The following is a 25,074-nucleotide window of genomic DNA, read 5'->3' as shown; positions in this document are numbered from 1 at the left end:
GTCTCCTTAACTGGCCGGGACCGGGCTGCCGGGGAACGGCCTGGCGGCCTTCGCGTACTCCCGGGCCATCGCATGGACAAGGTGGTGCTGGTGGATCGGCCCGCCCCGGGGCGCGGCGAGGAAGGCCGCCGCGATGGCGGCGTTGCGGATCCAGCCGCCCGGCACGGGGTAGAGGGTGGAGAGCAGACCGAGGTCGACACCGTCCGCCAGGGCGGCTTCGGGCAGGTGCAGCTCCCACAAAAGCCGGCGGTGGTGCTCGTCGGGCAGCGGGAAGTCGACGACGAAGTCCATGCGGCGCAGGAAGGCCGCGTCGATGTTCTGCCGCAGGTTCGTGGTGAGCACCGCGAGGCCGTCGAAGCGGTCCATGCGCTGCAACAAGTAGGCCGTCTCCAGGTTGGCATAGCGGTCGTGCGCGTCCGTGATCCCGGTACGGGTGGCGAAGAGGGCGTCCGCCTCGTCCAACAGCAGTACGGCACGGGTGCGTTCGGCCGCGTCGAAGACGCCGGCCAGGTTCTTCTCCGTCTCGCCCAGCCACTTCGACACCACTTGGGACACATCGACGACGAGCAGATCGGTGCCGAGGGCGGTGGCGACGACCTCGGCGGCCAGGGACTTGCCGGTGCCGGGCGGGCCGGTGAACATCAGCCGCACCCCACGGCCGGCGCGCGCCACGGCGAGCAGATCCCACTCGTCGAGGACCAGCGAAGCATGTTCCAACCGCGCCACCGCGTCCCGCAGTTGGCCGACCGTCTCGTCCGGCAGAACGAGCCGCCGCCACGACAGATCGGGGGTCAGCAGCCCGACCCCGGGCGGTAGAACGATGCCTGCCCGACCCCGGATCACGTCGGAGACCCCGCGCGCCGGACACACCGGATCGTCGGCGACAACCGACAGCCGGCGCATGCTTCGGACGTCCGCCGCGACCTCGGTGATCACGGCCGGGTCCATGGGGTGACGGGACATCAATTGTGATGCGCGGTCGGCCAGTTCGGGCAGCTCGGCCCGCCAGGTCCGGCGCTGGCCGTCGGTGCCGACCGGACCCGAGGGCACACCGAGCACCGGGCGGCGCCCGACGGGGCGCATGGTCCCCGGCGGGGCGCACACCACGACCGGTCCGGGCAGGTCCTCGACGTCCAGCGCGGGAACCGGGCGGCCGTCCTGGGCCGGCGCGTCGAGGAAGAGCACAGGTACCGCGTCCCGGGCGGCGGCATGCGCGGCGACCAGGGCGATCGAGGCACTGTCCGCCGTGCTCACGCGGGCTCCGGTCAACGACCGGCCGGCGGCGGTCCCCAGTGCCGCGCACCGGCTCGCGGCGATCACCTCGTCGCCGGTGGACAGCAGCAGCGTACGGGGATCCGCGGAACGCAGGGCGTCGACGGCCCACCGTACGGAGGGCAGCGCGAGCCAGCCGTCGAGCCCGGCCGGCGGTTCGTCCACGGCCACCCGCTGGATGCCACCGGGCCAGGCGTCATGGCCGTGCAGCGCGTCCCAGAGCTGTTCGGCGGGGGCCAAGGCGCGCTCGTAGCAGGTCTCGGCCCTGCCGCCCTCGACCCTGAGCAGTCCGTGCCGTACGGCCGCCCCCTCCGCCAACAGCCGTCGCAGTCCCGACCGGTCCCCCCGCGGGTCGCCGAGCAGCAGTGCGGCCAGACCCACGGTCGGGCGGGGCTCGGAGCGCGGGTGGAGCGAGCGGAACGTACCGGCCAGGCCCTCGTGTTCCTCGGGCAGTCCAGCGAGCAGGAGCAGATCACGCTCGTCGTCGCAGAGCCCGAACCGCTCGACGAGCGCCGCCAGCGGGTCGCCGCGGAGACCGGCACCGGGTCCGGCCGCGATCGCCGCCGTGGCCCAGTCCCGCAGGAACGCCGCCGCCTGCGGCGCCCCCGACTCGGCGCTGCATGTGGCGTCCAGCAGCCCGGCCAGTCGCTGCGCCAGCGTCGCGGCCCGCGCGGACAGGGCCCGGCTCACCTGCTCGGTCCGTTCAGACATAGACGAACCTCACCACCGTGCCGAGCCAAGGCACCCAGCCCGGATCCAGGTCGAGCCCGGCGCGCCGGGCGCGGACGTCGATCTCGTCGACCCGCAGCCTGACGTCGGTCCACCCCGGCGTGTGTCGGATGTGGCCGGTGCGGCGGACGAGTGCGCCGACGGCCTCCCACGGTTCCCGCCCGGCCTCGGCCGGCTCCAGCACCGCGGCGGTCACCGCCGCCCAGGCACCGGCGATCCCGTCGATCCGCTCCCGTTCCACCGCGGTCGCCGTGGGTTCCCGCTCCCATGGCGGTCGCGCGTCGGGGTCCGTGCCCGCGAATGCGGCGACGGCAGGGTCCGCGCACCCTGTCGGCACCAGGGACAGGGCGACGCCCTGCAGCACCCAGGGCAGCGTGCGGCCCGCGAACACCGGATCCGCCAGGACCGTGTCGGGGATTCCGGCGGCGGAAGCCGTCGCCAGCAGGAACAGTAGCCCGGCCCAGGACGTCGGCCGCCCAGGATCTTCCGGATCGTCGTCCGGCAGGGGCGTCACCAGGGGTGCGGGCGGGGCAGCCGGCACGGAGGGCGGGGCGAGCCCGCCGTCAGGGTCCTGGTGCCGGGACCCGCCGGAGAGCACAGCGTCGGCGCCGTCCTTGGCAGGGGTCCGCTCCGTCGGCCGTGCCCCACCGGAGGTACGCCGGCCCACGACGGACGCGGGTGTCCCTCCGAGCAAGTGGGTCACGGCCGCGACGACTTCGGGGGCCTGGGACCGTCGTAGCACCGAGGGGTCGGCCTCGGCGACGACCAGGACAGCCCATGCCTCGACCGTGCCGGAAGCCGGCCGCAGCCCCGGACGCCCGGCCCGCGTGGCGAACCGGGACGCGGCGACCAGCGCCTTGGCGAGCGCGACGACCGGAGCGGCCTCCGCATGGGTTCGCGCCACCGCACGACTGCCGGCGAAGAGCGGACCGCCGTGCCCCGAGTGGCCGCCGCCGGAGATCACGCCGCCGCACGCCGCCGCCCGTACCGACTCAGCGACGGTCTGCCATCCGTCCGTGCCCAGGGCGCGGTGCAGGGCGGGCAGGCCGACCCGTTCGGCCGCGTCCGCGACTAGGGCGGGTGCCTGGCGTGCGTACCGGTGCAGCAGGGCGAGGAGCAGCGCCCGGGGCGCACGGTCGGGTTCCGGGTCCCCGGCACGCAGCAGACCGACCTGGCGCCATGCCCAACTGCGCGCGGTGCGGCCGGTGGTGACAGAGCAGATCAGGTCGAGCAGGCCGTCCCACGCGCCCGCGTAGCGCACCGCGTCCGCCGACCCCGACGCCAGTGCCGTACGCAACGCGGCCACCAACGCCTCGGCCCAGGCCTCCTCCAGAGCGGAGTCCGGCCGAGCCGGGTCGAGCCGCACGGGCACGTCGAGGCGGCGCAGGCACCAGATTCCTCCAGGCAGCCCGGCCGCGCGGACGACGTGCTCCAGACGGTGCTCGGCCACGCCGCGCAACAGCCGGCCGAGCCGCCCGGGGCCCCAAGTCCCCTCATCGGTCCCCTCATCCGTGCGGGCGGCGACGGACAGTCGACGGACGGTCAGTTCGGTCATCCGACCCGTACCTCCCCGACCCTGGAGGTCTGATGTACCCGAGCCCCCGCCGCGGGTATGCCCACGATCCCGTCTCCGCCGACCGCGACCTGGCCGACGATCGCGGGACCCCACCCCGCGCCGGGGCCGACGACGGCGGTGAGCCCGAGGTGCGCCTGCCGTCCCACCCGCATGCCGCAGCCCAGTTCGCAGATGTCGTACAGGGTGTGGGCCGGCTTGTCGAGGTCGAGGATCGTACGGACCACCGAGAGCTGTTCCGCGGACAGAGCGGTGTGCACGAGGACGGTGAAGCGGTGGGCGGCGGTGCGGTAGCCGTCCTCACCCGGCCCTGTGCCGCCGACGCGGATCCGGCCCAGCACCGGGGCCACCGCCCCGCCGCCCGGTGTGCCCCCCAGCACTCCGCCGGGGACGCCGCGCAGCCGCCACCGCTCCATGATCACGGGCTCCCGGCCCAGGTAGATGCCCAGCATCTCGGTCAGCGAGGCGAGCGTCCCACGACGCCGGAAGAGACGGTACGCCGACGCGATCAGCGTGCGCCGGGCGTTCTCGGGCCAGCGTCGGTCCAGAGTGAGCCCGGCGAAGGAGGCCAGCCACTGCAGCGCCTCCTGGGGCACGGCAGAAGGGTCGACGAGGAGTTCGCGCCGGGCCGCACGCTCGTCCAGTTCGTGCAGCATCCCCTCGGCCGGAGCGAGGAAGCGCTGCAGGAAGTCGGCGTCCCCGTCGTCCCGGGACCAGGTGCGGGGCAGTTGCCGCAGCAGTTGATGGCCCGGCCGTTCCACGCGCAGGGCGCGGACCCGGGGCGTGAGGGCCGCGGTGCCGGACGACAGCTCGAGGACGACCCAGAGATAGCGTCCCGGGTCGGCGATGACCGGCGTCTCGTACGTCTCGTAGCGGTCACCCGCGGGGATCTGCGCCCAGGGCCCTTCGCGTCCGGTGGGGCGGCGCAGCAGGGTTCGGCCGCCCGGTGCGCGGGCCGCGTCCAGCAGGATGCCGGAGGGCAGCGGCGGCGTGAGGTCGGGGCGGCGGATCGTGCCGGAGCCGCGGTCGGCGGGCAGCCACGGCAGGGGGTCGCCGGGCGGCTCGTCGTCGTCGCTCGTGACGAAGCCGACCCGTACGTCGGTGCGCGGCGGAATACACGCGTCCAGGAACAGCCGCCCCCAACGGGTGCGGGGGGCCCCGCTGTCGAGCCGGTACGTCACGACCCGCCCGGCACTGCGGTGTGCTGCCCGCGCGCCGCCCGTCCGGCCGATGTCCGTGTCGGTGGTGAACGCGACGGTGCCATCGGGTGCCGCCGCGACGGCCCCGCCGTCGTAGCCGTCGGCGGCGACCGGCTCGAGCTCCTGCCACCGGCCGCCCCCGCACTGCCCGAAACGCTGGAACGGCCGACCGGGCGCCCGCGCCACGACCAGCAGGTTCTCGGCCGTCACCGCGAAGTCCGAGGCTTCCGGCGCCGCCACGACGATCTCGCCGGTCAGCGTCGCCACCACCGCGTGGGCCGTGTTCTGTTCCCGCCAGAGCACGAGCAGCGACCCGTCCGGCCGGGCCGCGATCCGGTACGGCGTCATACGGCCGCGGCAGCGTGGTGGACGGGGCGTCGGGCCGGGCGTCGGATCCCGTCGGCCGAGCAGGACGACGACGGCGTCAGGGTGGTGCACGAGTACGTACGCACGCCCGCCGACGGCCGTGACATCGACCGGACGTGCCACGGGAACGCGGCGCAGCACACGATCCGCCCAGATGTCGTACACGGTGACCGCGTCCCGCTCCACGCCCGACTCCACGACGTACAAGCGCTGTTCGCCGTCCACGGCCAGCCCGCGCGGCCACGTGAACAGACCAGGGGTGCCGCCGAGCGGATCCGTGCGCTCCGCACGGATCACATCCACGCGGCCCGCCGCTGGCCGGGAGCGGTAGGCGCGCCCCCAGCGGTCGAAGGCCAGCCCGGTGGCGCTGTCGGCCGGCCGGATCGGGGTGTCCTCGTCCCAGGTGAGCTGAACGCCCCCGCAGGGCATCAGCGCGGTGTTCTCGTGCCGGCAACGGGCCCACTGGTCGGAATCGGCCAGCAGGCACAGCGCACGGTCGCCTTCCATCAGCACACCTCGCGGGGCAGCGGCACCTGCACGACGTCACCGGGCCCGGGCGGCGGCCGGTAGCCCGCGCCCGGCTCCAGGGGCGGTCCGGCGACGACGGTGATGTCCGCCAACTCCGCCACCTCCCACGGCCGCAGGACCACCTGGGTCACCGTGCGCCACGGGTGATCCCGGTCGCCGCTCTCCTCTGCAAGGGAGAGCCCTTGGAGGTAGTCCACGCCCTCCACCTGGACGGCGACCGCTTCCAGTTCGGCCCCGCGGACCACCCGCCCCAGCGGCCAGCCGCCGCCGTTCGGCCCGTACGGCGGTACGGGCGCCAGAAACTGACGGATGATCAACTCCACCCAGCGGCGCACGGCGTCGACCTGGTGGCCGTCCGTCACCGCCAACCCCACCGCGACCGACACCTTCCGGTACTCGGGCGGCAGGACGTACAACTCGGTGGTGAGCAGGCGCCGTTCGTCCAGATACCGGGCCACCCGGCGCAGCAGGGCGCGGTCCGGCAGCGGTGCGCCCGGGTCGCGTACGTCATCGGTCGGGAAGACGACGACGCTGACGACGCCGGCGGCGGGTTGCGCGGGTGTGTCGGGATGGAACAGCGGCAGGGTCTCCGCCCGTGCCACCCCGGGAAGTCGCAGCGCCAGCTCGCGGAAGTCGTCGGCGACCACGGCCCGTTCGCGGCGGTGCACCTCGGCCGGGATACGGTCCAGCGCCGCGTCCAGTGCCTCCGGCTCGCGCCCTCCGTCCGCAGGCAGCGGGTTGGTGACGGTGACGCCCCCGACACCGGTGACGGCGGTCACCGCACCGGCCGGGACATTGCCGGCCGCGCCTCCGCCGTAGCGGTACGAACGCACCCGGATCCGCTGGCCGATCTGCGGCACCCGGCCCTGCTGCCCACCCGGGCCGAAGCGCACCAGCCCGTCGGCCGGTTCCACCGCGAAGAGCCGGTCGCCCGGCCCGCCGAGGGAGAGGTCCTCGGTCTCGGCCCAGGTCTGCCAGACGCCGTCCTCCTCCACCTCGAGCAGAACGGTCCCGGGCAGTACGTTCGTCTGGGTGAGCCGGTAGACCTGGCCGCCGTCACCGGTGCCGACCCCCAGCAGTTCCGCGCCGGCGCTCGTCCGCGCCTGTACCGCCTCCACCGCGTTCGCGCCGATCCAGCGGACCCGGTGAAGTCCCGCCCCGCTCTCCGGCGGCCGGGTCGCCCGCAGCCAGCCGATCACCCGACGCGCCTGCTCGGGATCGTCGAGGCGGGGCGGTGAGGTCACGGCCGACGTGGGCTGCTCTGGCGGCCGGGGCGGCAGCGGGCGGGGCAGGGTGAGCGCGACGACCCCGCTCGTGGTGAGCCCCGCTGTGCTGTCCCGGACGACCTCCAGCCGTACGAAGGACGGTTCGTCCGCGGCGTCCGCGGTGGTCTCGGTGTTCTCGACGTGCTGCCACAGCTCCCATCGCATCCCGGGCCCGCTCCGGTCGAGTCCGGTGGATCGGTAGTCCTCCGCGTCGGCCGTGTCCATGCTGAACGGCCTGTCGACGCTTTCGTCCAGTGCGATGCCGAGGAAGACGGTATGCCCCTCGATCCGGCGCACGTCCGTGGTGGGGTCTTCCAGCAGCGCCACCCACAACGCCTGGTCCAGCGTCCCGTCCACGTCCAGGGGTACGGCGTCCGGCGCGGTCGGATCCGTCGGCAGCACGGCGGTGTCGTAGAACTCGACCTCTGTGTCCTGGCCCTTCTCCTTCTTCACACGACGCACGGCCTCTTCCCGGCGCGCCTTCTCGTACGAGTCGTCGTCACCGAGCCGCGGGGCCTCCGCCTTGCCCGCGCCGAGCGCCTCCAGCGGCCATACGTACACCTCGCCGCCGGTCTCGAACGACACCGGACCGGCCTTCACCTCCCGTCCGGCGAGCAGTTGCACACCCTCCGGGGCCTCCGTCCGCGCCACGACCAGGACTTGGGCCGGCCGGGCGGGCCGCGGCTGTACGTCCAGCAACCGCAGAAAGGCGACCTTGGTGGCGTCGGGGATCTGGTTGAAGCGGTACAGCAGCGACTCGCCGAGATAGGCGAACAGGTCCAGCAAGGCGATCCCGGGGTCGCTCTCGTTGTGGTCGGTCCACTCCGGCGTGTGGACGGGGATCCGCCGGATCAGCTCCGTCCGCAGCTGTTCGTACGTGCGGTCGTCGAGGATGGGACCCATCAGCGCCATCGGCCGCTCACCCCGCCCTCACCGCAGATAGAACGGATAGACCACGTTGTCCCCGCGCCGGTCCACCAGCCGCACATAAGAGATGTCGATCCACACCAGCGAAGGCTCCTCGCCGGGCGTCACCGCAACGTTGGTGACGCCGACCCGCGGCTCCCACCGCGCGAGCGCGTCCTCGATGTCCCGCCGCATCCCCGCCCGTGTCGCGGTCGTGTTCGGCTCCATGAGGTAACGCCGCAGCCCGCACCCGAACCCGGGCAGCATCACCCGCTCGCCGGGTTCGGTGTCGAGGATCGTGGCGATGGCCTGCCGGACGAGCTCGTCGCCGGTGGCGTACGCCAACCTGCCGTCGCTGCCCGGGCGCAGGGGGAACCGCGGGCCCTTGCCGGTCCATGACTCGGTGGTCATGCCCCCATCGTTCGGGACGGACGTCACTGGTCCGTCGCCGTGCCGGCAAGTCCTTGCGCCGCGGCGGCCCGGTAGGCGCGAAGCCGCCCCCGGACCGTCTCCTCGGGCGCCTCGGCAGCGGCCTCGGCGGCGTCCACATGCGCCAGGGCCTCGGCCCAGCGGCGCTCCGACAGGTGCACGGCGGCAAGGTCGGCCCGCAGACCGATCCGGTCGGGCGCTGCCCGTACGGCTTCCTCCAACTCCACTGTGGCGCCCGCGCGATCACCCAATGCCAGCAGGGCCAAGGCGAGATGGTGGCGTGCGGTGGCGTCGTACGGCTGCAGCGCACAGGCCTGCCGCAGGGCGTCCACGGCGGATCCCAGGTCACCACGCAGCATGAGCACGGCGCCCAGTTGTGACCATGCCGAGGCGTTCGAGGGGTCCAGAGCGACGGCGTCGCCGAGCAGGGCCGCCGCCTCGGACAGGCGCTGCTGTGCGGCCACCGCAGTGCCCAGCGAGATGCGCAGTCGTACGTCCTCCGGGGCGAGGGCCACCGCGGCCCGCCACAGGGACTCCGCTTCGGCGGTCCGGCCGGTGAGCAACAGCACCTGGGCGAGGTTGTCGCTCGGTGTCGGATCCTCCGGAGCCAGCTCGACCGCCCGGCGCAGCGCCGCCGCGGCGCCGCCCAGGTCACCGGTGGCGGCGAGGGTGTTGCCCAGGTTCAGATGGGCGGTGGGACCGTCGGGGGCCGCCTCGACGGCCTGCTCGTACAGCGCGACGGCCTCGGCGTGGCGGCCCTGCTGCGCCAGGGCGAAGCCCAGGTTGTTCAGCGCGGTGGCGTGCAGCGGGTCGGCGTCGATGAGTTCCCGGTAGTAGGCGGCCGCCCCCTCCAGGTCTCCGCGCAGATGGCGGAGCACGGCGAGCTCCAGGGTGTCGTTCATGGCGCGGGAACCTCCTGCGGGTCGCTGTCGGGCGTTGCGTCAGGCGATGCGTCGGACAAGGTCGCCGATGATCTGCCGGGGGTCGATCTCGGGGAGTTCCAGCCGGGCGTCGGCGAGCGAGGGTTCGAACGGTTTTCCCTCCTCGTAGTGCAGGGGGAAGGTGAGCCCGATCCGCAGCCCCGAACCGTAGGAGACCTTCGCGAGCTCCCAGCGTTTGCTGTACAACTCGACCGTGCGGAACGGCAGATCGGCCTCGACCAGCACATAGCCGGCGATGTCGAAGGTGAAGACGGGCTCCGCGGACACCTTGACCTCGGCGTTGAGCACCAGGCCCTTCGCCGGAGTCCAGTCGACATGCAGTCCGGCCTCGACCGCGCCCTCGACGCCCAGCCGCCCGCCGATCTCCAGCCCGGCCTCGGCACTGACCAGCGAGATGCCGGCGCCGAGCGCGCCGCGTACGGACAGCCGTAGACCGGCATGGGCGGGGATGAACAGCCGGGCGTCGCCGGTGACCTTGGTCTGGTCCTCGTGCGCCGGGTTGTAGGTGATCGCCAGGGCCAGTTGGCGGAGTTCACCGGGACCGACGCCCGCGTCGGCGTCGAGGGCACCGCTGATCGTCGCGAAGATGCCGACCCGGTGTCCGAGGACCGCAACCCCGACGATGGGGATGTCCAGGCCGATGCGCAGGATGTTGCGCTCCAGTGTCCTGGCCTCGAAGAGCTTCAGCGTGTCGGGCAGGGCGATCGATCCGGCGAGTTCGACCTCGCCCTTGCGCAGGATCCGTATGCCGACGGTGCCCTGGAGCCACGGGGCGAGGCGCGCGGTGACGCTGCCCCCGCCGTACGCGGTGAGGTCCTTGCCGGGCGGGCCCGCCGGTTGGCCCTCCGGGGTGACCGGGCGGTTGGTGACGCCGATGAGCAGCGAGCCGCTGAGCATTCCCTTCGCGTAGGCGGCGCTGCCCTCCAGGGTGAACGCCCCGTCGTCGTACTGGGCCGTGATCTGTGCGTCGACGCCGGGAATGGCGGGCACGGCGGTACCCCGGGCCGAGATCTTCCAGCGGTTGTCCTCGGGGCTCTTCACGACCGAGGCGGACAGCTCGCCGCTGCGGATGCCGGGGATGTTGTCGGCGAGTTGGAAGGTTCCGGTGGCCGCGAAACCCTCCTTCGGGTCCTGACGCACCTCGAAGCTGCCGCTCTTGACACCGGGTATGTCCAGTTCGGCGGTACCGGAGGCGGTGAAGGCGTCGTTCTCTAAGGCGGCCTTGACGGAGGCCCTGCGGATGCCGCGCACCTTGTTGGCGGGGATGCCCAGCTCGGCCGTGCCGCCGAAGGAGAAGTCGTCCTCGCTCTTGCGGCGGTAGTGGACACCGAAGCGGGCCGGCTCGAACAGGTCCGAGTCGAAGTCGAAGGACCCGGCAAGGTCGAATCCCTCGGCGAGGGACGCCCCGGCGCCGAGCCTGCCGCTGCCGAGATGGTCGACGGAGAAGAGCAGAACTCCGTCGACTCCGAGTCCGTCGGTGCCCAGGCTCACGGTGAACGAACTCTGTGTGACCCGCAGCGGGGGTGGCAGGGTGAGGCTCGCGATGTCGAAGGTCTTCTCGAAGGCGATGTGCTTGCCTTCCATGCGGAAGTCGACCGCGGTTCCCTGGAACAGGGGGATGGTGGGACGCAGAACCCCGCGCAGCCGCAGTCCGATCGTGTCGTCCAGTTCGACGGAGGTGACGTCGATCGGGCTGAATCCCCAGAGTTTGAGGCTGCGCATCTTCGCTTCGAGATCGCCCTCTCGAAGCTGGACGGCTCCTGGGAGACCCGGGACCGGTTTCAGCTTCAGATCGGCTATCTCCTGCGGGAGGATCGCGGGTCCCTCGGTCTTCCCCTCCTTTCCCTGCGGGCCGACGTTCGCGTCCAACTGGCCTTCTTTTTTCTCCGGGTCATATTCCAGGTTCGTCAGGGCGAACCATGGAAACGTGTGCACTGCTCCGATCTTCTTGGGCTTTCCGCTGGATTCCCAGGGCACACTGATCGCGCTTCCGACGGTTTTGCTCGTGACGATCCACAGCCGGTCCTTGGCCGCCCCGGGCAACCCGAACAATTCGGCCACCACAGGATCGTTCGCTTCCGGGAAGGTGAGTGCCGCTATCGGCCCCCTGTGCAGGTCGCCGATCTCCTCCAGCCTCCAGTGCGGAGACTGGGGCGGGAGTCCTCCCAGTTGGCCCGCCCTGATCTCCTTGACCGTGGACTTCTCCTGGGCGCGGATCTTCTGCGGGTCGATGTCGGGCCGCGGCGGGCTGGCCTTGGAGTAGGCCAACTGGATGCGCCGGTTGATCTGGGTGTTGATGAGCGCACCGGCGGTCTGATTCGGACCGGCTTCAAGGAGTATGTAGTTCGAGGGTTTGTCCAGGCCTCCCAACTGGATCTCCTGGAAGTGATCGACGTTGAAGACGCGGGGCGTCCCATGTCGGTCCCATCCGGGACGCCCCACACGCTGCGCCACGTCTTCCAGAGTGCCGATGACGTAGCCTTGCCCGTTGCGGTACTTGAGTGCGTAGATCTCCGTGGAGTCGATGGAGAGCGGTTTCTTGCCCTCAAACTTCTTTCTTACCGCACCCTCGGCTCTTCCCTTGACCTCGTTGTCCCAGTTTCCGGTCTGCTTGGTATTGCGCTTGCCCGTGGCGTCGACGGGGACATCAGGGTGCTTGCGGACGTTCAGACTGTCGGCACCGAGTTTTCTGGCGGGCTCGCCCGGCCACGTGATCTTCCAGGCGGGCAGGGTCAGCGGCATGATCTCGACGGTGTCGGTGCCGGTGACCACGCTCTGGTCGTCCTTCTCGTAAGCGGTCGGCTCCGTGGCCTTCTTGGGCTTGTCAGGTCCGGTGGGCGGCGCCGACGAGCCCTTCTCCGCCCGGTGCACCCGAGGCTCCCCGCCCCGCTGCTGCAGCACATGAGTCGCCTCATGAGCCATGAGCCGGATGTCGTGGGCAGAGGAACCGGCCGCCAGGTAGACGTCCGTGCCGTATGTGAACGCGTGGGCGTCCAGGTCGGCGGCGGCGGTGTCGGCGCGGTGCTCGGTGTGTATCCGGACGTCGCCCAGGTCGGCGCCCATGCGGGACTCCAGGACCTCGCGGGTCGCCGGGGGCAACGGACGGCCGGGCTCGGGGTCGGACAGGACCTCGGTCAGGGAGGTGGGATGGCGCTCGGCGTCCGGGCCGGTTTCCGGTGACTCGCGGGGCGGGTCGACCCGGTGGCCGCGCGCGACCTGGTCGGCGATCCGTTCCGCCTCTCGCTCGCTCGGTTCCTGAGTCCCACCGTCCGCCATCCGAGCCACGACGCGTGTCAACTCCTGGGCCAGGAGGCCGCGGCCGTCCGCAGGACGTGCGCTCTCGTGGCGGTCTGCCGGGGAAACCGGTGCCACGGATGCCTCGCGCAGGACCTCAGCGGTGTCCGGCGTGCGGTCGGCGGCCTTCTCGCGGCGGTCCGGCCCCGGGCTCGGTGCCCGGGCGACGGCCGTGTCAGGGGTGCGTTTCAGACGGCCGATCACCTGGCCACCCCCTCAAGCCTTCCGGCCCGCACGGGGCGGTGTGGACATGGCTGTTCCGCAGAGGGGGTCTCCGACGCCCGGCTCGGTCTCGGGTGGCTGCGGCGTCGGAACGGCGTCCGGGTGCAGAGCGTCGACGATTTCCGCCGCGACCTTGCTCTTCGTACCGAACTCCGGGTCGGCCGACACGAACAGGTCGGTCGCCCCCTCGGCTCCCAGGACCTCGTCCAGGGCGGCTCGTTGGGCGGGGTCCATCGCGTTCACCGGGTTGTTCTTGGCGAGGTAGTCGGTGACGAGTTCGAGTGCCGCGCCGGTCGAGGGCCGGCAGAAGCGGAGCAGGAGCATCCACCAGAGCTGGAAGAGCAGCGTGACGATGGGGAGGAAGAGGGTGAAGAGGAACATCGCGACGATGGTGAACAGTTCCAGGGCGTAGGTGCAGCGTTCCACCCCGTCGCCGCCCGCCGTTCCGCTGCCCGGGATGGTCTTGCCCTTGGTGAACTGGAGCTGGGACCCCGGGGGTTGGACGAGTTCGACGCCGCCTGGGCCCTTCGGCTCACGCGCGCGGGCGGCGAGGGCGCGGAAGTCTGGCGTGGTGATCGAGACGCGGCGGTTCCTGGTGCCGGCGGGGTCGAAGAAGGAGGCGAGGCGGTAGGGGGAGGTGGGGGCGCTCCACCAGTAGCGGTCCGGACAGTGCTCGTGGCCCGGTGGGGGACGGCGGCGGGCGAAGCAGCGCAGGTGGTAGACGTACTGGTCGTCGAGCTTGGGACGGCCGGTGGTGTCGATGTCGGCGGACATGGTGGGGACGGCACCGAACCAGAGCACCCGGGTCCGGGCGGCCTCGCAGGACCCCGCGGAGGGCGGGAGCCGCCACATCGGCAACTCCTCTTCACCGGGCAGGAGTTGAGGGCCCGCGTTTGGATCCGTCCTGCTCCACTGCCCGCGCCCGTCGGCGCCGACCGTCCACGCCTCGGTCACCCAGGCGGGCTTGGCGGCGGCCAGCAGGGACGCCTGCACAGGTGTGAGCTCTCGGTCGCGGGCCGCCCAGGCCACCTGGTCGAGATCCGCCGTGTCCAGGGGCTCCGGGGCGTCCTGCTCCCGCTGGTGCTGTTCGCAGTCGAGTCGCTTGACCAGGTCGGCCGCCAGCTTCCGCAACGCGGTCGTGTCGCCCTCGACCGTCATGACTTCGCGCCGTACGACGAAGCCGAGTTCCAGCCCGGAGACGTCTCCCGGACGGGGCAGGCCGGGCTCGTCGCAAAAGAGCTCGACGACGACGGCGTAGAAGCGGTCGTGGCTCGGCTGGTAGAGCTTGCGCATGCCCGCCCGGACCATGCGGTAGGAGCGCGTCTTGCTCAGGCGCGGGAGCGGGCGCGGGACTGTGACGAGGGGGTACGACCACTCGTCCTCGTCGCCGAACACCAGGGAGTCGCGGGGGTCCGCGAGGAGTCGGTCGACGTAGTCGACGGTCCCGTACTTCTGGACGCAAGGGGAGTCGGCGTCGGAGGCGAAGGGGTCCCGATCGGGGTCGCGTGCCAGGACGTACCAGGGGGTGCGCAGGACGAATGCGTGGGTCATGCGGCGCTCACAGGATGTTGCCCGCGCCGGGCGTGTACGCGGGAGACGTGACGAGGGCGTCGGCGGCGAGCATCGAGCACTTCACGATGCCGCTGAACGTGGCGACGGGGGCTGTGACATTCACCTTCGCCGCCGTGATGTCCAGGGAGATGTTGGCCTTGATCTCGACTGCGGTGGAGGTCAACTTGACGGTGCAGCCCGCTGAGTGACGTATCGTCACCTCGTTCGTGGCGGTGTCGAGGACGACCTGGTGGCCGGAGTCCGTGGTGATACGGACCTTCGGCTGGGCGGAGTCGTCGAACTCCAGTCGGCTGTTGCTGCGGGACCGCAGCACCCGCAGGTCGTTGGCGCGGGTCGCGGCCGCGGGGAGGCTCGCGCGGCCGTTCCACGTCGAGCCCACGATGTACGGGCGGCGGAGGTTGCCCGCCTCGAAGGCCACGACGACCTGGCTGCCCACCTCGGGGAGGATCTGCAGGCCCTGGCGGTTGTCGGCGTACGGGCTGCACAGCGTGGCCCAGGCCCGGACGTCGCGATCGCCGTCGGTGCCCAGCCAGGGGAACCGGACCTCGACACGTCCTAGGCGGTCGGGGTCGACGAGAGCGGTGACCAGGGCGGGGTACACGCCGAAGTAGGCCGGTGCGGAGCCGTCGGCCGGGGCGGGGAGCCCCAGGTGCGGGGGTGTCATCGGGCCGCCTCGTTGAGGGTTGGGCGCTCCGCGTCGAAGTGGGTGCGGAAGCCGTGGAAATGGTCGAAGGTGTGCGTGAGATGGGTGACGTAGTAGCCGCCGCCGTCGAAGGGAGCGCCGATGCGGCGCAGGTCGAGGCGGCTGCCGACGATCATGTCGGGGGAGCCGCGGGTGACGCCGGAGACGGTCACGAAGCGGCGGCCGCGGCGCAGCATTTCGGCGCGGGCCCAGGCGGCGGCCTCGGCGGAGGTGAGGGCGGCTTCGCGGACGCGGTACGAGGTGCCGCCGCCCAGGGCGCGGGCGACGAGCCGGGGACCGGTGCGACCGCCGGCCACCTCGGCGTCGAGGGCCTCGGGGCCGGCCTGTTCATGGATGACGGCCTCGCGTCGGGCGTCGTATCCGGTGACGACGACGGCGCTGCGCTGGTGGGCGAGGTCGGCGCAGGCGCGCAGCGAGAGGAGGTCGGGGCCCTGGACGAGGGTGAGTTCGGTACCGGTGCGGCTCGCGCGGTCGCGGAAGTGAAGCTCGTCGCCGGTGCACCACAACTCGGCCTGTACCAGCCGGGCGCGCTCGCGCAGGAAGGCCAGATCGCTCTGGTTGAGCTGCTGGACGACGTCGTAGCGAGGCCCGTGGGCGACGGTGTCGGACTTGAGTCGGTGCGCGGCGGCGATCTCGGCCGCGATGTCGGCGTCGGTCACCGAACGGTAGGTCCGCATACGGCGGGTCATGCGCAACCGCATCAACGCGTCCTCGGCGTGGACGACGACCAGGGGCGGCTCGCCGTCGCCGAAGACGGCTTCGATCGCCGAGAAGGTGCCCTCGAAGACATAGCGCTGTACGCCCACCGGCCCGATGCTGACGCGTAGCGACCGGCCGAAGTCGACGGTGGAGCCGTCGAGATGCAGCAGTGGCCCGGGCGGACCGGCGGCGCCTCCGATCACCGCCAACAGATGGGCGCGCAGGGTACGCAGGCCGTCGACGCCCTCGCTGATCTCCAGCCGGACGCAGTCGCGCGCCATGTCGCGAGCCGGTTCACCGTCGACGGAGAAGACGGGGGAGACCAGTGAGTAGTCCGGTTCAGTCATCGAAGTCCTCCGCGCGGACACGTGCCGCCAACCACGCGGCGCGACCGCACATCTCCTGCCGGCGCTCCTCGGCGGCCCACGGGTTCTGCGGCTCTCGTGCGCCCCCTGCGGCGGCGGATCCGGCTGGGACCACCTCCGAGTGCAACTCGTCGACATGGACGCTCACTTGACCACCCCTCCAGGCTTCCATCGCAGGGTGCTCGGCCGGGTGTCACGGCGGCGTTGCTCCCGGTCCGCCTCGGCGCGGGCGGGCACCGAGGGGGGCAGTTGCCGCCAGGGGGCGAGGCCGGCGCCGGTCGCGAGGGCGCTGATCTCGGCCGGGCGGGCGCGGCCGGCAAGGCTGCGACGGCCGCCCTCGGCCAGGTCGGCGAGCGTGTCCGGATGCGCCTGGGCGCGCAGGGGAAGGCCCCAGCCGTACGTCAGGGCGCGTGCGTCCACCGCGGCCGGCCGGTCCGTCGGCGTTCGTAAAGGGACGGCGAAGGCGGCGCGGGCAGCCGCGGTGGCCCGGTCGGCGGCCTCGGCGGCGACCCGGGCGACGGCTTCCGCCGTGCCACCGGCCTGCGACAGGGCGAAACCCACGGCCTCCAACGGGTCGGACGCTCCCGCCGGGGCCGGGCCGGACGGTTCTGGTGCCGCCCGGCCCAGGGCCTGTGCCAGCCCCTCGGTGATCGACGAGCCACTCCCCGCCGCGAACCCGGCGGCCCGGCCGACACCCCCGGAACCGGTCAGCTCGGGGCCGACCTCGACGGGCGTGCCGGGCGGGAGCCCGAGCGGACTCCCCAGCCCGTTCATGAGCGAGCGCCAGGCCGCCGGGTCGCCGCCGATCCGGGCGGCCAACTGCTGGACGCTCTCGTCGCCCTGGGCGGTCTCCACCCTCTCGGGATCGCGCGTACCGCTGCGGCCCGGCGCCGCACCGGTGTCATCGTGGAGCCGGTCGGGCTGCCCCGCGCCGGGGACGGACGCCGCCTTGTCGTTCCGGGCTCCGGCACCCTCCGCCTTGCCCTCGTACTTGAGGTTCTGCTCGGTGATGCTGACACCGAGTTTCGCGCGCAGCGGTGTGCCGTCGGGCGCGAAGTAGTCCAGTTCCTCCGAGATCTGGGTGACGATGCCGTTGAAGACGAAGCGGCCCCAGACGAAGCGGAGCACCGGGGGCTGCCCGCCGTCGGCGGCCTGCGGTTCGACGAACCGCCGTACCTTCGCCGTCATGTCACGGACATCCGCCGCACCGATGGCGCCGGTCGCGCTCCGTTCGCCCGACGTCTCCTCGGCCGTGTCGAATTCCAGGTCGAAGCTCAGGGTGGCGGGGTGGGCGGCGAAGTACTGGCGCTTCTGGGCCCGGGCGGTCTTCCCGCCGCTGTCCGTGTTGTTCTGGTACTGGAGCCGCAGCGTCGTCGGGTTGAACTGCACGGTGAAGGGGGTCTCGTTCTGCGCGGGCGCGTAGCCCGGCGCCGGTCCCTTCGCGTCGTGCTGCTTGACCAGCCGGTGGAGTACGGCCTTCGCCAGATCGGTCATCCTCGTACCATCCGCAGTCCTTCGTGGACGATGTGCAGCTCCTCGATCGCGATGTCCCCGGACTTCGCGTTGAGGGCGGGCCCGGTGACCTTGACGGGCAGTCCGCGGACGAAGCGCCATGTGGCCCGGGTCTCTGCCTTGGCCGCGTCCTTGACCGCGATGACCCCGTCGTAGCGGGGGATCGGCAGGGTGCCCGCGACCATGCCCTGGATCCAGTTCCACAGCGCGGCGTCGGCCGTGCCGTCCATGGTGAACAGCCCTCGTTTCAGGACGATCGGCTGGAGCTTGACCCGGCCGACCCTGCGGATGACCCCGTCGTTGCGACCGCCTTCCAGGTAGTCCTTGACGTCCGCCTCGAGTTCAAGGCCGGAGCACTCCTGGAACGAGCCGTCGGTGAACCGTTCGGGTACGCCGACGGCACCGACGGAGCCGCTGCGCGTGAGCGTGACGTCGAACCGGAAGGTCTGCAGGATCCGGGCGTGGAACGGATCGGGGCGCACCTCAGGAGTCGTCATCGCCGCCCGCCTCCTCTACGCGTACACCGCCGTCGCCGTCACCGGAGATCCGCAGCACCAGGAACTCCAGCGGCTCGGCGGGTGCCACGCCGACCTCCGCGACCAGCCGGCCCAGCTCCAGGGAGTGGCGCGGGTTGAGGTCGTCACCGGTGCGCACGAAGAATGCGTCCTGCTCGGTGGCTCCGGCGAACGCACCGCGCCGGAAGAGGTCCAGCAGGAACACCTCCAGGGTGTGCCGCAGCCGCTCCCGCAGCCCGGCGGTGCTCGGCTCGAACACGATCCACTGTGACTGCCGTTCGAGCGCGAGCCGCAGCATGGTCATCAGCCGGCGGACGCTGAGCTGCCGGTACTCGGGGGAGGAGGAGAGCGTGCGTGCGGAGGTGAGCCGGATGCCGTCGCGTTCGCCGAGACAGACGTTGACGCCCTGGGCGAAGAGCGCGTCGTGCTCTGCGTCGCTCACCCGGACCCCGGCGAGGACCGCGCCGCGCGTCAGCTCGTTCGCCGGGCCCCACGACAGGCCGAGGCGGCGTTCGCGGGAGGCGATGATGCCGGCGGCGAAGGCGGACGGTGGGACCGGCTGTCGCACCCCGCCGGGCCCCATGACGTCGAGCCAGGGGTGGTACGCGGCCGCGTACGCGGTGTCGAAGCCGGTCCGCCAGCGGGCGATGCCCTGACTGTCCAGGCCCGGCGGGACGTCCAGCAGGACGGTGAACCGGCGGTGGCGTTCGGCCAGTTCGGCCAGGTGCCGCTGCCGCTCGGTGCAGGCTGCCAGCTCCGCGTGGTCGCGGGGGTCCAGCAGGGTCATCCGGGGGTCCGGGCGTACGTAGCGGGTGGGGAGCACGGGCGTGCAGGGGTCGGGGGCCGAGTCGGGCCAGGAATCCGGGGCCGCTCCCGGTGCGGCCCATGACCAGAAGAGGTCGGGGACGGCCAGCAGGCCGATCTCCGCGGTCCGGGCGAGCAGGTCGACCCCGTGGTGGGGCCGCTCGTCCAGGGGGTCGCCGTCGGGCGGGTCGCCCGGGCGGTCGTCGAAGAAGGCGTCGCCGGTCACCTCGGCGTACCGGTCCCGGCCGCCCAGCTCCAGCAGGGCGGTCACCGCGGGCAGCAGCGGGCCGGGCGGGGACAGGGGTGTGTCCGGGCCCTCGTACGACACGAGCAGGGACTCGTCCCGCACGACCCGGCCGAGGAAGCGCGGATGATCGGGATGCAGCCCGAGCCCGGCGAACCGCTCGCGGCGCGGGAACGCGAGGTCTGCGTCGTCGGCGGTGAAGACGGCCGTGACCACGTCCGCGGTCACGATGCCGTCCGCGCCTGCGGGCAGCGGCCGGTCCAGGACCACGATCCCGCGTCGGCGGCCGGCGAGGGTCGGTCGCCGATCCGTGTCCCTCACCCAGCGGAACTCCCCGGCGGCCGCGAGCCCGGGACCGCGCAGGCGCAGCAGCGTGCCCTGCGGGAGGTCCGTGCCCTGGGGCAGGGGCAGATCACGGTCGTCCGTCTCCACCAGCGCGTCGGTGGTGTCGACGGCCGGGCGGAAGCGCCGTGTCACGGCAAGCTCCACCCGCAGGGTGAGGCGGTCGCCCCACCTGCCGCAGTCCTTGGCCGCGAAGCGTACTGTCGCCGCGTCCGACTTCAGGACGAAGCGTGCCCGGCCGTCGTCCTCGCGGGTGTCCCGGGGGCCGACCCGGACCACATAGGCCTGTTCGCCACCCTGCTCGAAGAAGACCGAGACGGCGTAGGGCAGCAGCCCGGGACCCTCGTAGCCGCCGAACCGCCGCCGGTAGTCGTTCCAGTTGCGCACCAGCACCGGCTGGTCGACCGGCCCTCGCGGCGCGACCCCGGCGAAGCCCGCGACGTCCAGCCGGACCGGCCGCAGAGACCGGTCGTCGGAGCGGGCGGTCACCTGGTGGACGCCTGGCGCGCCGAGCCGCAGGCCGGCCGTCATGGCGAGGTGAACTCGATGCTCTCGGCGACGAGCTGGAACTCCTCCATGGCCACCTCGCCCCCGCCCTTGCCGGCCAGGGTGGGACCCACCCACTTCTTGGGCTGGGCGGCCTCCAGCTTCCACTGGCAGACGGTGGAGGTGCGGGACTCGTCCTGCAGGGCGATGATCACCGTGCGCGGTTCGAAGCGGCCGTCCCTCGTCGCCTTGAGCCACTCGAACAGCCGGATGTCGCCGATGAGTCCGCGCTTGAGCGTCACGTCGTCCGTCGTGTTGGTGTTGGCCACCTTGCGGACGTGATTCGCCGAGTCGTTGCCGCCCCGGTACTCGGAGTACTTCACCTCGTTGCCCAGCCCGCTCACGTCGGAGAAGCCTCCGATCAGCTGGGCCTCGTCCCAGCTGTCGCCCAGCTTCACCAGGAAGTTGAACGCCCCGTACGGGCTTTCCGCGCGCAACGCCATCGTCTGTCTCCGATCCGTCCGGTCACTTCACTGCGGTCAACTGCGCTGGGCATCGGCGGTCCACTGGCCGATGCGGAAGATGACGAACTCGGCCGGATAGGTCGGCGCCACGCCGACCAGGCAGATCAGCCGGCCGTTGTCGAGGTCGTTCTGGGACATGGTGGTGCGGTCGCAGCGCACGAAGTACGCCTCCTCGGGCCGGGTGCCCATCAGGGCTCCCTCGCGCCACACCACCAGCAGGAAGTCCTCGATCGACTGCCGGACGGAGGCCCACAGCCGCTGGTTGTTCGGTTCGAACACGGCCCACTGGGTGGCCTTCTCGATCGAGTGCTCCAGGTAGATGAACAGCCGTCGGACGTTGACGTACTTCCACTCCGGGTCCGAGGCCATGGTCCGCGCACCCCACACGCGGTTGCTCCGGCCCTCGAAGAAGCGCAGCGCGTTGATCCCCTCCGGGTTGAGGACCGCCTGCTGGTCGTGGTTGACCTTGAGCTCGAACTCGGTGATGCCGCGCACCACTTCGTTGGCCGGCGCCTTGTACACCCCGCGCTGGATGTCGCTGCGGGCGTAGATGCCGGCGACGAATCCGGACGGGGGCAGCGTCAGTGTCGCCGCCGGCGTTCCGGGCTCGGGCACCGTGTTCGGGTCGAGGATCTTGACCCACGGGTAGTAGAGCGCGCCGTACGTCGTGTCGAACAGGGCCCGGAATTCCCGTACTTGCGAGAGAGAACTCTCCTTCGGAGGGTCCACGACGGCGATCCGGTACCTCAGCCTCGCGCAGTGGCCGATGAGATGGTCCACCGCCACCTTGCTCCGGGCCAGGTCCTCCCAGCGCACCGTGTCGGGCATGGCCACGACCGCGATGTCCTCGATCCCGGCGAGGGCCTCCAGCCCGGTGGCCGCCGTCGACGCGTTGGCGGGGTCGGCTTCCTGGCCCCTGAAGTCGTCCGGCCGCAGATCCGTGTCGCCGTCGCCGCCACCGGTCAGGAATCCGCTGCTCGCTGGCAGCAGCAGGGCTTCGAGGAGCTGTGCCGGCGTGGGGTTCCCGGTGATGCGCAGCCATACGAGGGAGAACTCGTCGGCCGGATCGACCTGGTCCAGCACCCGGCAGACATAGCGGGCGCTGCGCTCGTCGACGGCGAGGTCGTTGTACACGTCGATCCGGCGCGACCCCAGTGTCGCGGTGACCGACAACCGGATGGGGAAGGCCGACTGGTCCGCGGGCAGTTCCAGCGCGTTCGTCCCCTGGAGCTTCAGCTCGCCGTCCGCCGGGTCGCGCACCACGACGCGGAGGTTGGCCGCCATCGGAAGGACGGTGTCGTCGGGTGCCTCGCCGCCCAGCGGGGCCAGCTCCACGAGAGAGCCCACTCGCACTCCGGTGAGCCTAGGAACTGCCGGAGCTCCCGTCCGCACCAGCACGTTCTTGCCCCGCTGGAAGTCGCTGTCGATCTTGATCCCGCGTCCGGCCCTGCCCGGCCACCGGGCCCGCCACTGCGCCGCCGGCGGGGTGCCCGAACCGACGGCCCGGCTCGCGAAGCACTCGTCCATCCGGCCGACGTCGACCTCGCCGCCGGACCGGAACCAGGGGAAGACCCGGGCGACATACAGCCTGCGGCCGCCGTTGGCGAAGAACGCCCGCGCCGCGAGCGCGAGATAGCCCGGACCGCTCTCCAGCTCCTCCACTCCACCGAACGCCCGCTCGAAATCAGCGAAGCTGGTCAGCAGCGGGGGTTCCACGGGAACCGGCCGCACGACGTCCTCGCCGTCGGTGGACGTGAACGTCAGCGTGTGCGCCACCGGCCCGTAACGGGTCAGGCCCGCCATTCCGAAGGTGCTCGTGGACACGCCCTCGATCGTCTTGGAGCGGAAGCTGGTCTCCTCGACGTACACCCCGGGGGTCAGATACTCGGGCATGCGCGGACCTCCTCGGTCGCGGTCACGGGCGGAACGGGAACGGAACGGGTTCGGACAGGACACGGCCGGGCGGGAGGCGGACAAGGACGCTGCCGGACGTCGACTGCCGGTAGCCCTGCGGCAGGGTCTCCCCGCGCATCAGCGGCGTGTCGAGCGCTGCGTCGATCGGTGGTGGTCTGTCCGGGGTCCGGGGCACCTGCTCGACGGACAGCCGCGCCAGGGGGTCCCCCTCGGGACCGGCGGGCTCGGGCGCGGGACGGGGGCCGAAGACGGAGATCCGTACCGCGATCCGGGTCGAGGCGGTGTTGAGGTCGCGGACACCGAGGTAGGTCGCGACCAGCAGGAACTCGCCGCGCTCGTCGCCGTGCGCCCGCCCCACGAGGGCCCCGGTCGCATCCAGACGGGCCTCGACCCGCGGCCAGGGGAGGGCACCCTCGGCGTCGTACACGATTCCGCGCAGACCGGTGGCCCCCGACGGCAGAAGGTACGCGCTGCCCGGCCACAACCACGGGCGCAGCAGACGGGACCGTACGGGGATGTGACCGCCGGCCGCTTCCGCGGCCTCGACCTCGGCGAGCGTCCACAGCGGTACCGTCAGCCGCCGCGGAACGTATCGCCGCCAGGGGTCGTCGATGCGTACGACCGCGCTCTCCCCGGCCCGGTCGGCCGATGCCCGGCGCAGGTCGTGGAGGAGCAGGTGACGGCCGGTACCGTTCGACTCCAGTGGTGTGTCGGCCCGTTGCAGCAGCGGATCCAGCGGCCGCGTCCGACCGGAGCGCCGTCGGCCCGGCCCGCGTGGCCGTTCACGGCCGACCCGAAGCGCTGTCGCGGTGACGCGTCCGGTGACGGCGTCCAGGGTTTCCACGCCGAGTGCCAGCCGGTGCACGGGAGCCGTCGTCATGGCGTCTCCGGGGGTGCCTGCCCCGTGACCACCGTGGCGACCGGCTCCCCACCGTCCTGCGCCCGCGGGCCCTCGATGAGGACGGACCTCGCCACGTACGGCAGACAGAGCCGGAATTTTGCGGTCAGTGCCTGGAACGCCTCGCTCATGGAGTCCAGAGCGAGTTCGTCGGGCACCACCTGGATCGAGTCACCGGCGTGCCACTGCCTGCTGCCGTCCAACTGCGGGACGGTCAGGACGGGTTCGGCGGTCAGGGCGCTCACCGCCAGGCCGAGCGACTCGAGTTCGGACTCAGCCGTCGTGTCCCAGGCGGAGACCAGCAGGTGCATCCGTAGCGGCAGTCTCGGCACACCGTCGGAGCCGGAGACCGCGGACCATCCCGGGCGGGTCTCCCGATCGACCGAGAGCCGGTAGCAGTACACGGACACCGCCGGGAACTGGATCATCGCGCCGGGCTCGTTGTACCTGTCCAGATCGCCCGTGCCCACCAGTACGGCGGTGGGCCGTCGCGGCCCGGGCGGTTCCGCCGAGAAACGGCGGTTGAGCAGTGCGACGACGCTGCGCCCCACGGCGGCGAGCGCCTGGTATCCGGCCATGCCGCCGATGCTCCGTGTCCGTCGTCACCGCAGCGTCGCCACCGGGGCATCGGTGATGCGGCGAGGCAGTCGCCGTCGGTACCACGGCGGTACCGCACCGCCGCACGCAGTCCGTGGCGCGTCCGGCGACGCTCAGGTGACGCGGCCGGTCCCACACTGCGCCTGACCGGTCGAAGGAGGAGTGATGGCCACCACCCATCGGGATCCACGCAGGCCCGGCCAATCCGGTGACAAGTCGAAGACGCTACCGTGCGTGGGCTGCGACACCAGCGGGCTGGACGCGCTCAAGTGCGAAGCCGAAGGCATCAAGAAGCAGGCGGAGGTCACGGCCGCTGCGGCAACCGCTGTCGGACAGCGCCGGACGAAGTACGACGCGGCTCGCAACCTGTACACCCATGCGCGTGAGGACGCGGCCAAGTCCGTGGACGCGTCCCGGGCCCTCGCGGAGCAACTGGTGGACCGGCTGAAGTGCATGATCGACGACGCTCGCGTCGTGCAGCGAATGAAGGACGCGCACCAGGTCGTACGGGAGAAGGTCGAGGACTGCGGTCGCAGCACGGGTTGTTGCGTCGATGACGACTGCGAGTTCGACACGGATGTCGCCGAAGTGCCGCTCGGTGAGCTGCATGCGCGGCTCGCCGACGCCCAACATCACATCACCCAGGCCGAGAAGTGCTTCGACGACCTCGTCATCGAGCCGGAGCAGCTCACCAAGAGGGTCACCGACGCCAAGAGCGAACTCGCCAAGATAGGCGAGGAGATGGGCAAGGACCCGAAGGGCACAGCCCTGGAACGCCTGTACGCGCGCCTGCTGATTGCGAAGCAGCAACTCGACGATGCTTGGCGGGGTTTCGCCGGCCCCAACGAGTACATGGACTGCCTCTGTCGGGCCCTCACCTGCGAGCTCAGGGCCTGGCAGGCGCGAGCCGTCTTCGAAGCGGCCATTGCCGTGGCGGAGTGCCGCAGCAAGGCGGAGGAAGAGCGCTGTCAGACCCTTGAGGAGAACCTCGTCGAAGAACTCCTGGCCGAGTTCGACAAGCAGGGCACCGACCGCAAGGCCACCGTCACCGCCTCCGCGTGAAGTTCTCGCCTCCACCGTCGGCCCGGTCGACATCCGCACATCCGGTGAGCCGACCTGGCGAAGCAGCCGAGGTCATGCCGACGCGCCTTCCAGGGGGCAAGGGGTCGCAGGTT

The 25,074-nt window shown here is 72.0% G+C and carries 19 protein-coding genes; 1 reads left to right on the top strand and 18 read right to left on the bottom strand.

Annotated features, from left to right (window positions below):
* Positions 1 to 6: 6 nt before the first annotated feature.
* Genes ACWD3I_RS20225 through ACWD3I_RS20140 form a run of 18 tightly spaced genes read right to left on the bottom strand, consistent with a single transcriptional unit; the run spans position 7 to position 23,880 of the window.
* Positions 7 to 1,983, bottom strand: a complete 1,977-nt coding sequence (locus ACWD3I_RS20225; protein ID WP_451084127.1) for an ATP-binding protein — start codon at positions 1,981 to 1,983, stop codon at positions 7 to 9.
* Complete coding sequence (locus ACWD3I_RS20220; protein ID WP_365405196.1) at positions 1,976 to 3,556, bottom strand: hypothetical protein; 1,581 nt, start codon at positions 3,554 to 3,556, stop codon at positions 1,976 to 1,978. The genes ACWD3I_RS20225 and ACWD3I_RS20220 overlap by 8 nt, the downstream gene beginning before the upstream one ends.
* Positions 3,553 to 5,646: a phage tail protein gene (locus tag ACWD3I_RS20215; protein ID WP_365405193.1), complete on the bottom strand. Its 2,094-nt coding sequence runs from the start codon at positions 5,644 to 5,646 to the stop codon at positions 3,553 to 3,555. Before ACWD3I_RS20215 ends, ACWD3I_RS20220 begins: the two co-directional genes overlap by 4 nt.
* Positions 5,646 to 7,844 (bottom strand): putative baseplate assembly protein, encoded by a 2,199-nt coding sequence (locus tag ACWD3I_RS20210; RefSeq protein ID WP_365405190.1) that lies wholly within the window; start codon positions 7,842 to 7,844, stop codon positions 5,646 to 5,648. Before ACWD3I_RS20210 ends, ACWD3I_RS20215 begins: the two co-directional genes overlap by 1 nt.
* Before the next feature lie 18 nt (positions 7,845 to 7,862).
* Positions 7,863 to 8,249 (bottom strand): GPW/gp25 family protein, encoded by a 387-nt coding sequence (locus ACWD3I_RS20205; RefSeq protein WP_365405187.1) that lies wholly within the window; start codon positions 8,247 to 8,249, stop codon positions 7,863 to 7,865.
* Between the two features lie 23 nt (positions 8,250 to 8,272).
* Complete coding sequence (locus ACWD3I_RS20200) at positions 8,273 to 9,169, bottom strand: tetratricopeptide repeat protein (RefSeq protein ID WP_365405185.1); 897 nt, start codon at positions 9,167 to 9,169, stop codon at positions 8,273 to 8,275.
* 39 nt (positions 9,170 to 9,208) lie between these two features.
* The gene (locus ACWD3I_RS20195; RefSeq protein WP_365405182.1) at positions 9,209 to 12,706 is read right to left on the bottom strand and encodes an eCIS core domain-containing protein; all 3,498 of its coding nucleotides are present in this window, start codon (positions 12,704 to 12,706) and stop codon (positions 9,209 to 9,211) included.
* Positions 12,707 to 12,718: 12 nt separating this feature from the next.
* Positions 12,719 to 14,275 (bottom strand): hypothetical protein, encoded by a 1,557-nt coding sequence (locus ACWD3I_RS20190; protein ID WP_365405180.1) that lies wholly within the window; start codon positions 14,273 to 14,275, stop codon positions 12,719 to 12,721.
* A gap of 7 nt (positions 14,276 to 14,282) precedes the next feature.
* Complete coding sequence (locus ACWD3I_RS20185; protein ID WP_365405177.1) at positions 14,283 to 14,960, bottom strand: phage baseplate assembly protein V; 678 nt, start codon at positions 14,958 to 14,960, stop codon at positions 14,283 to 14,285.
* Positions 14,957 to 16,045, bottom strand: coding sequence for a phage late control D family protein (locus ACWD3I_RS20180; protein WP_365405174.1), 1,089 nt, complete (start codon positions 16,043 to 16,045; stop codon positions 14,957 to 14,959). The genes ACWD3I_RS20185 and ACWD3I_RS20180 overlap by 4 nt, the downstream gene beginning before the upstream one ends.
* Entirely contained in the window at positions 16,038 to 16,211 is a 174-nt protein-coding gene (locus ACWD3I_RS20175) for a hypothetical protein (RefSeq protein WP_365405172.1), read from the bottom strand. The genes ACWD3I_RS20180 and ACWD3I_RS20175 overlap by 8 nt, the downstream gene beginning before the upstream one ends.
* Positions 16,208 to 17,557, bottom strand: coding sequence for a CIS tube protein (locus ACWD3I_RS20170; protein WP_365405169.1), 1,350 nt, complete (start codon positions 17,555 to 17,557; stop codon positions 16,208 to 16,210). The genes ACWD3I_RS20175 and ACWD3I_RS20170 overlap by 4 nt, the downstream gene beginning before the upstream one ends.
* Complete coding sequence (locus tag ACWD3I_RS20165; protein WP_365405166.1) at positions 17,554 to 18,072, bottom strand: phage tail protein; 519 nt, start codon at positions 18,070 to 18,072, stop codon at positions 17,554 to 17,556. Before ACWD3I_RS20165 ends, ACWD3I_RS20170 begins: the two co-directional genes overlap by 4 nt.
* The gene (locus tag ACWD3I_RS20160; protein WP_365405163.1) at positions 18,059 to 20,011 is read right to left on the bottom strand and encodes a phage tail sheath family protein; all 1,953 of its coding nucleotides are present in this window, start codon (positions 20,009 to 20,011) and stop codon (positions 18,059 to 18,061) included. Before ACWD3I_RS20160 ends, ACWD3I_RS20165 begins: the two co-directional genes overlap by 14 nt.
* Positions 20,008 to 20,469: a phage tail protein gene (locus ACWD3I_RS20155; protein WP_365405160.1), complete on the bottom strand. Its 462-nt coding sequence runs from the start codon at positions 20,467 to 20,469 to the stop codon at positions 20,008 to 20,010. The genes ACWD3I_RS20160 and ACWD3I_RS20155 overlap by 4 nt, the downstream gene beginning before the upstream one ends.
* 36 nt (positions 20,470 to 20,505) lie before the next feature.
* Positions 20,506 to 22,383: a phage tail sheath family protein gene (locus ACWD3I_RS20150; protein WP_365405157.1), complete on the bottom strand. Its 1,878-nt coding sequence runs from the start codon at positions 22,381 to 22,383 to the stop codon at positions 20,506 to 20,508.
* A gap of 22 nt (positions 22,384 to 22,405) precedes the next feature.
* Complete coding sequence (locus tag ACWD3I_RS20145; protein WP_365405154.1) at positions 22,406 to 23,284, bottom strand: hypothetical protein; 879 nt, start codon at positions 23,282 to 23,284, stop codon at positions 22,406 to 22,408.
* Positions 23,281 to 23,880, bottom strand: coding sequence for a DUF4255 domain-containing protein (locus ACWD3I_RS20140; protein WP_365405151.1), 600 nt, complete (start codon positions 23,878 to 23,880; stop codon positions 23,281 to 23,283). Before ACWD3I_RS20140 ends, ACWD3I_RS20145 begins: the two co-directional genes overlap by 4 nt.
* 184 nt (positions 23,881 to 24,064) lie before the next feature.
* Here ACWD3I_RS20140 and ACWD3I_RS20135 point away from each other — a divergent pair, with 184 nt between their 5' ends.
* Positions 24,065 to 24,961: a hypothetical protein gene (locus tag ACWD3I_RS20135; RefSeq protein ID WP_365405148.1), complete on the top strand. Its 897-nt coding sequence runs from the start codon at positions 24,065 to 24,067 to the stop codon at positions 24,959 to 24,961.
* The last annotated feature ends 113 nt before the right edge of the window (positions 24,962 to 25,074 follow it).

The organism is Streptomyces sp. NPDC002817, from assembly GCF_053592055.1.
This window is presented reverse-complemented; position numbering and strand designations above follow the sequence as displayed.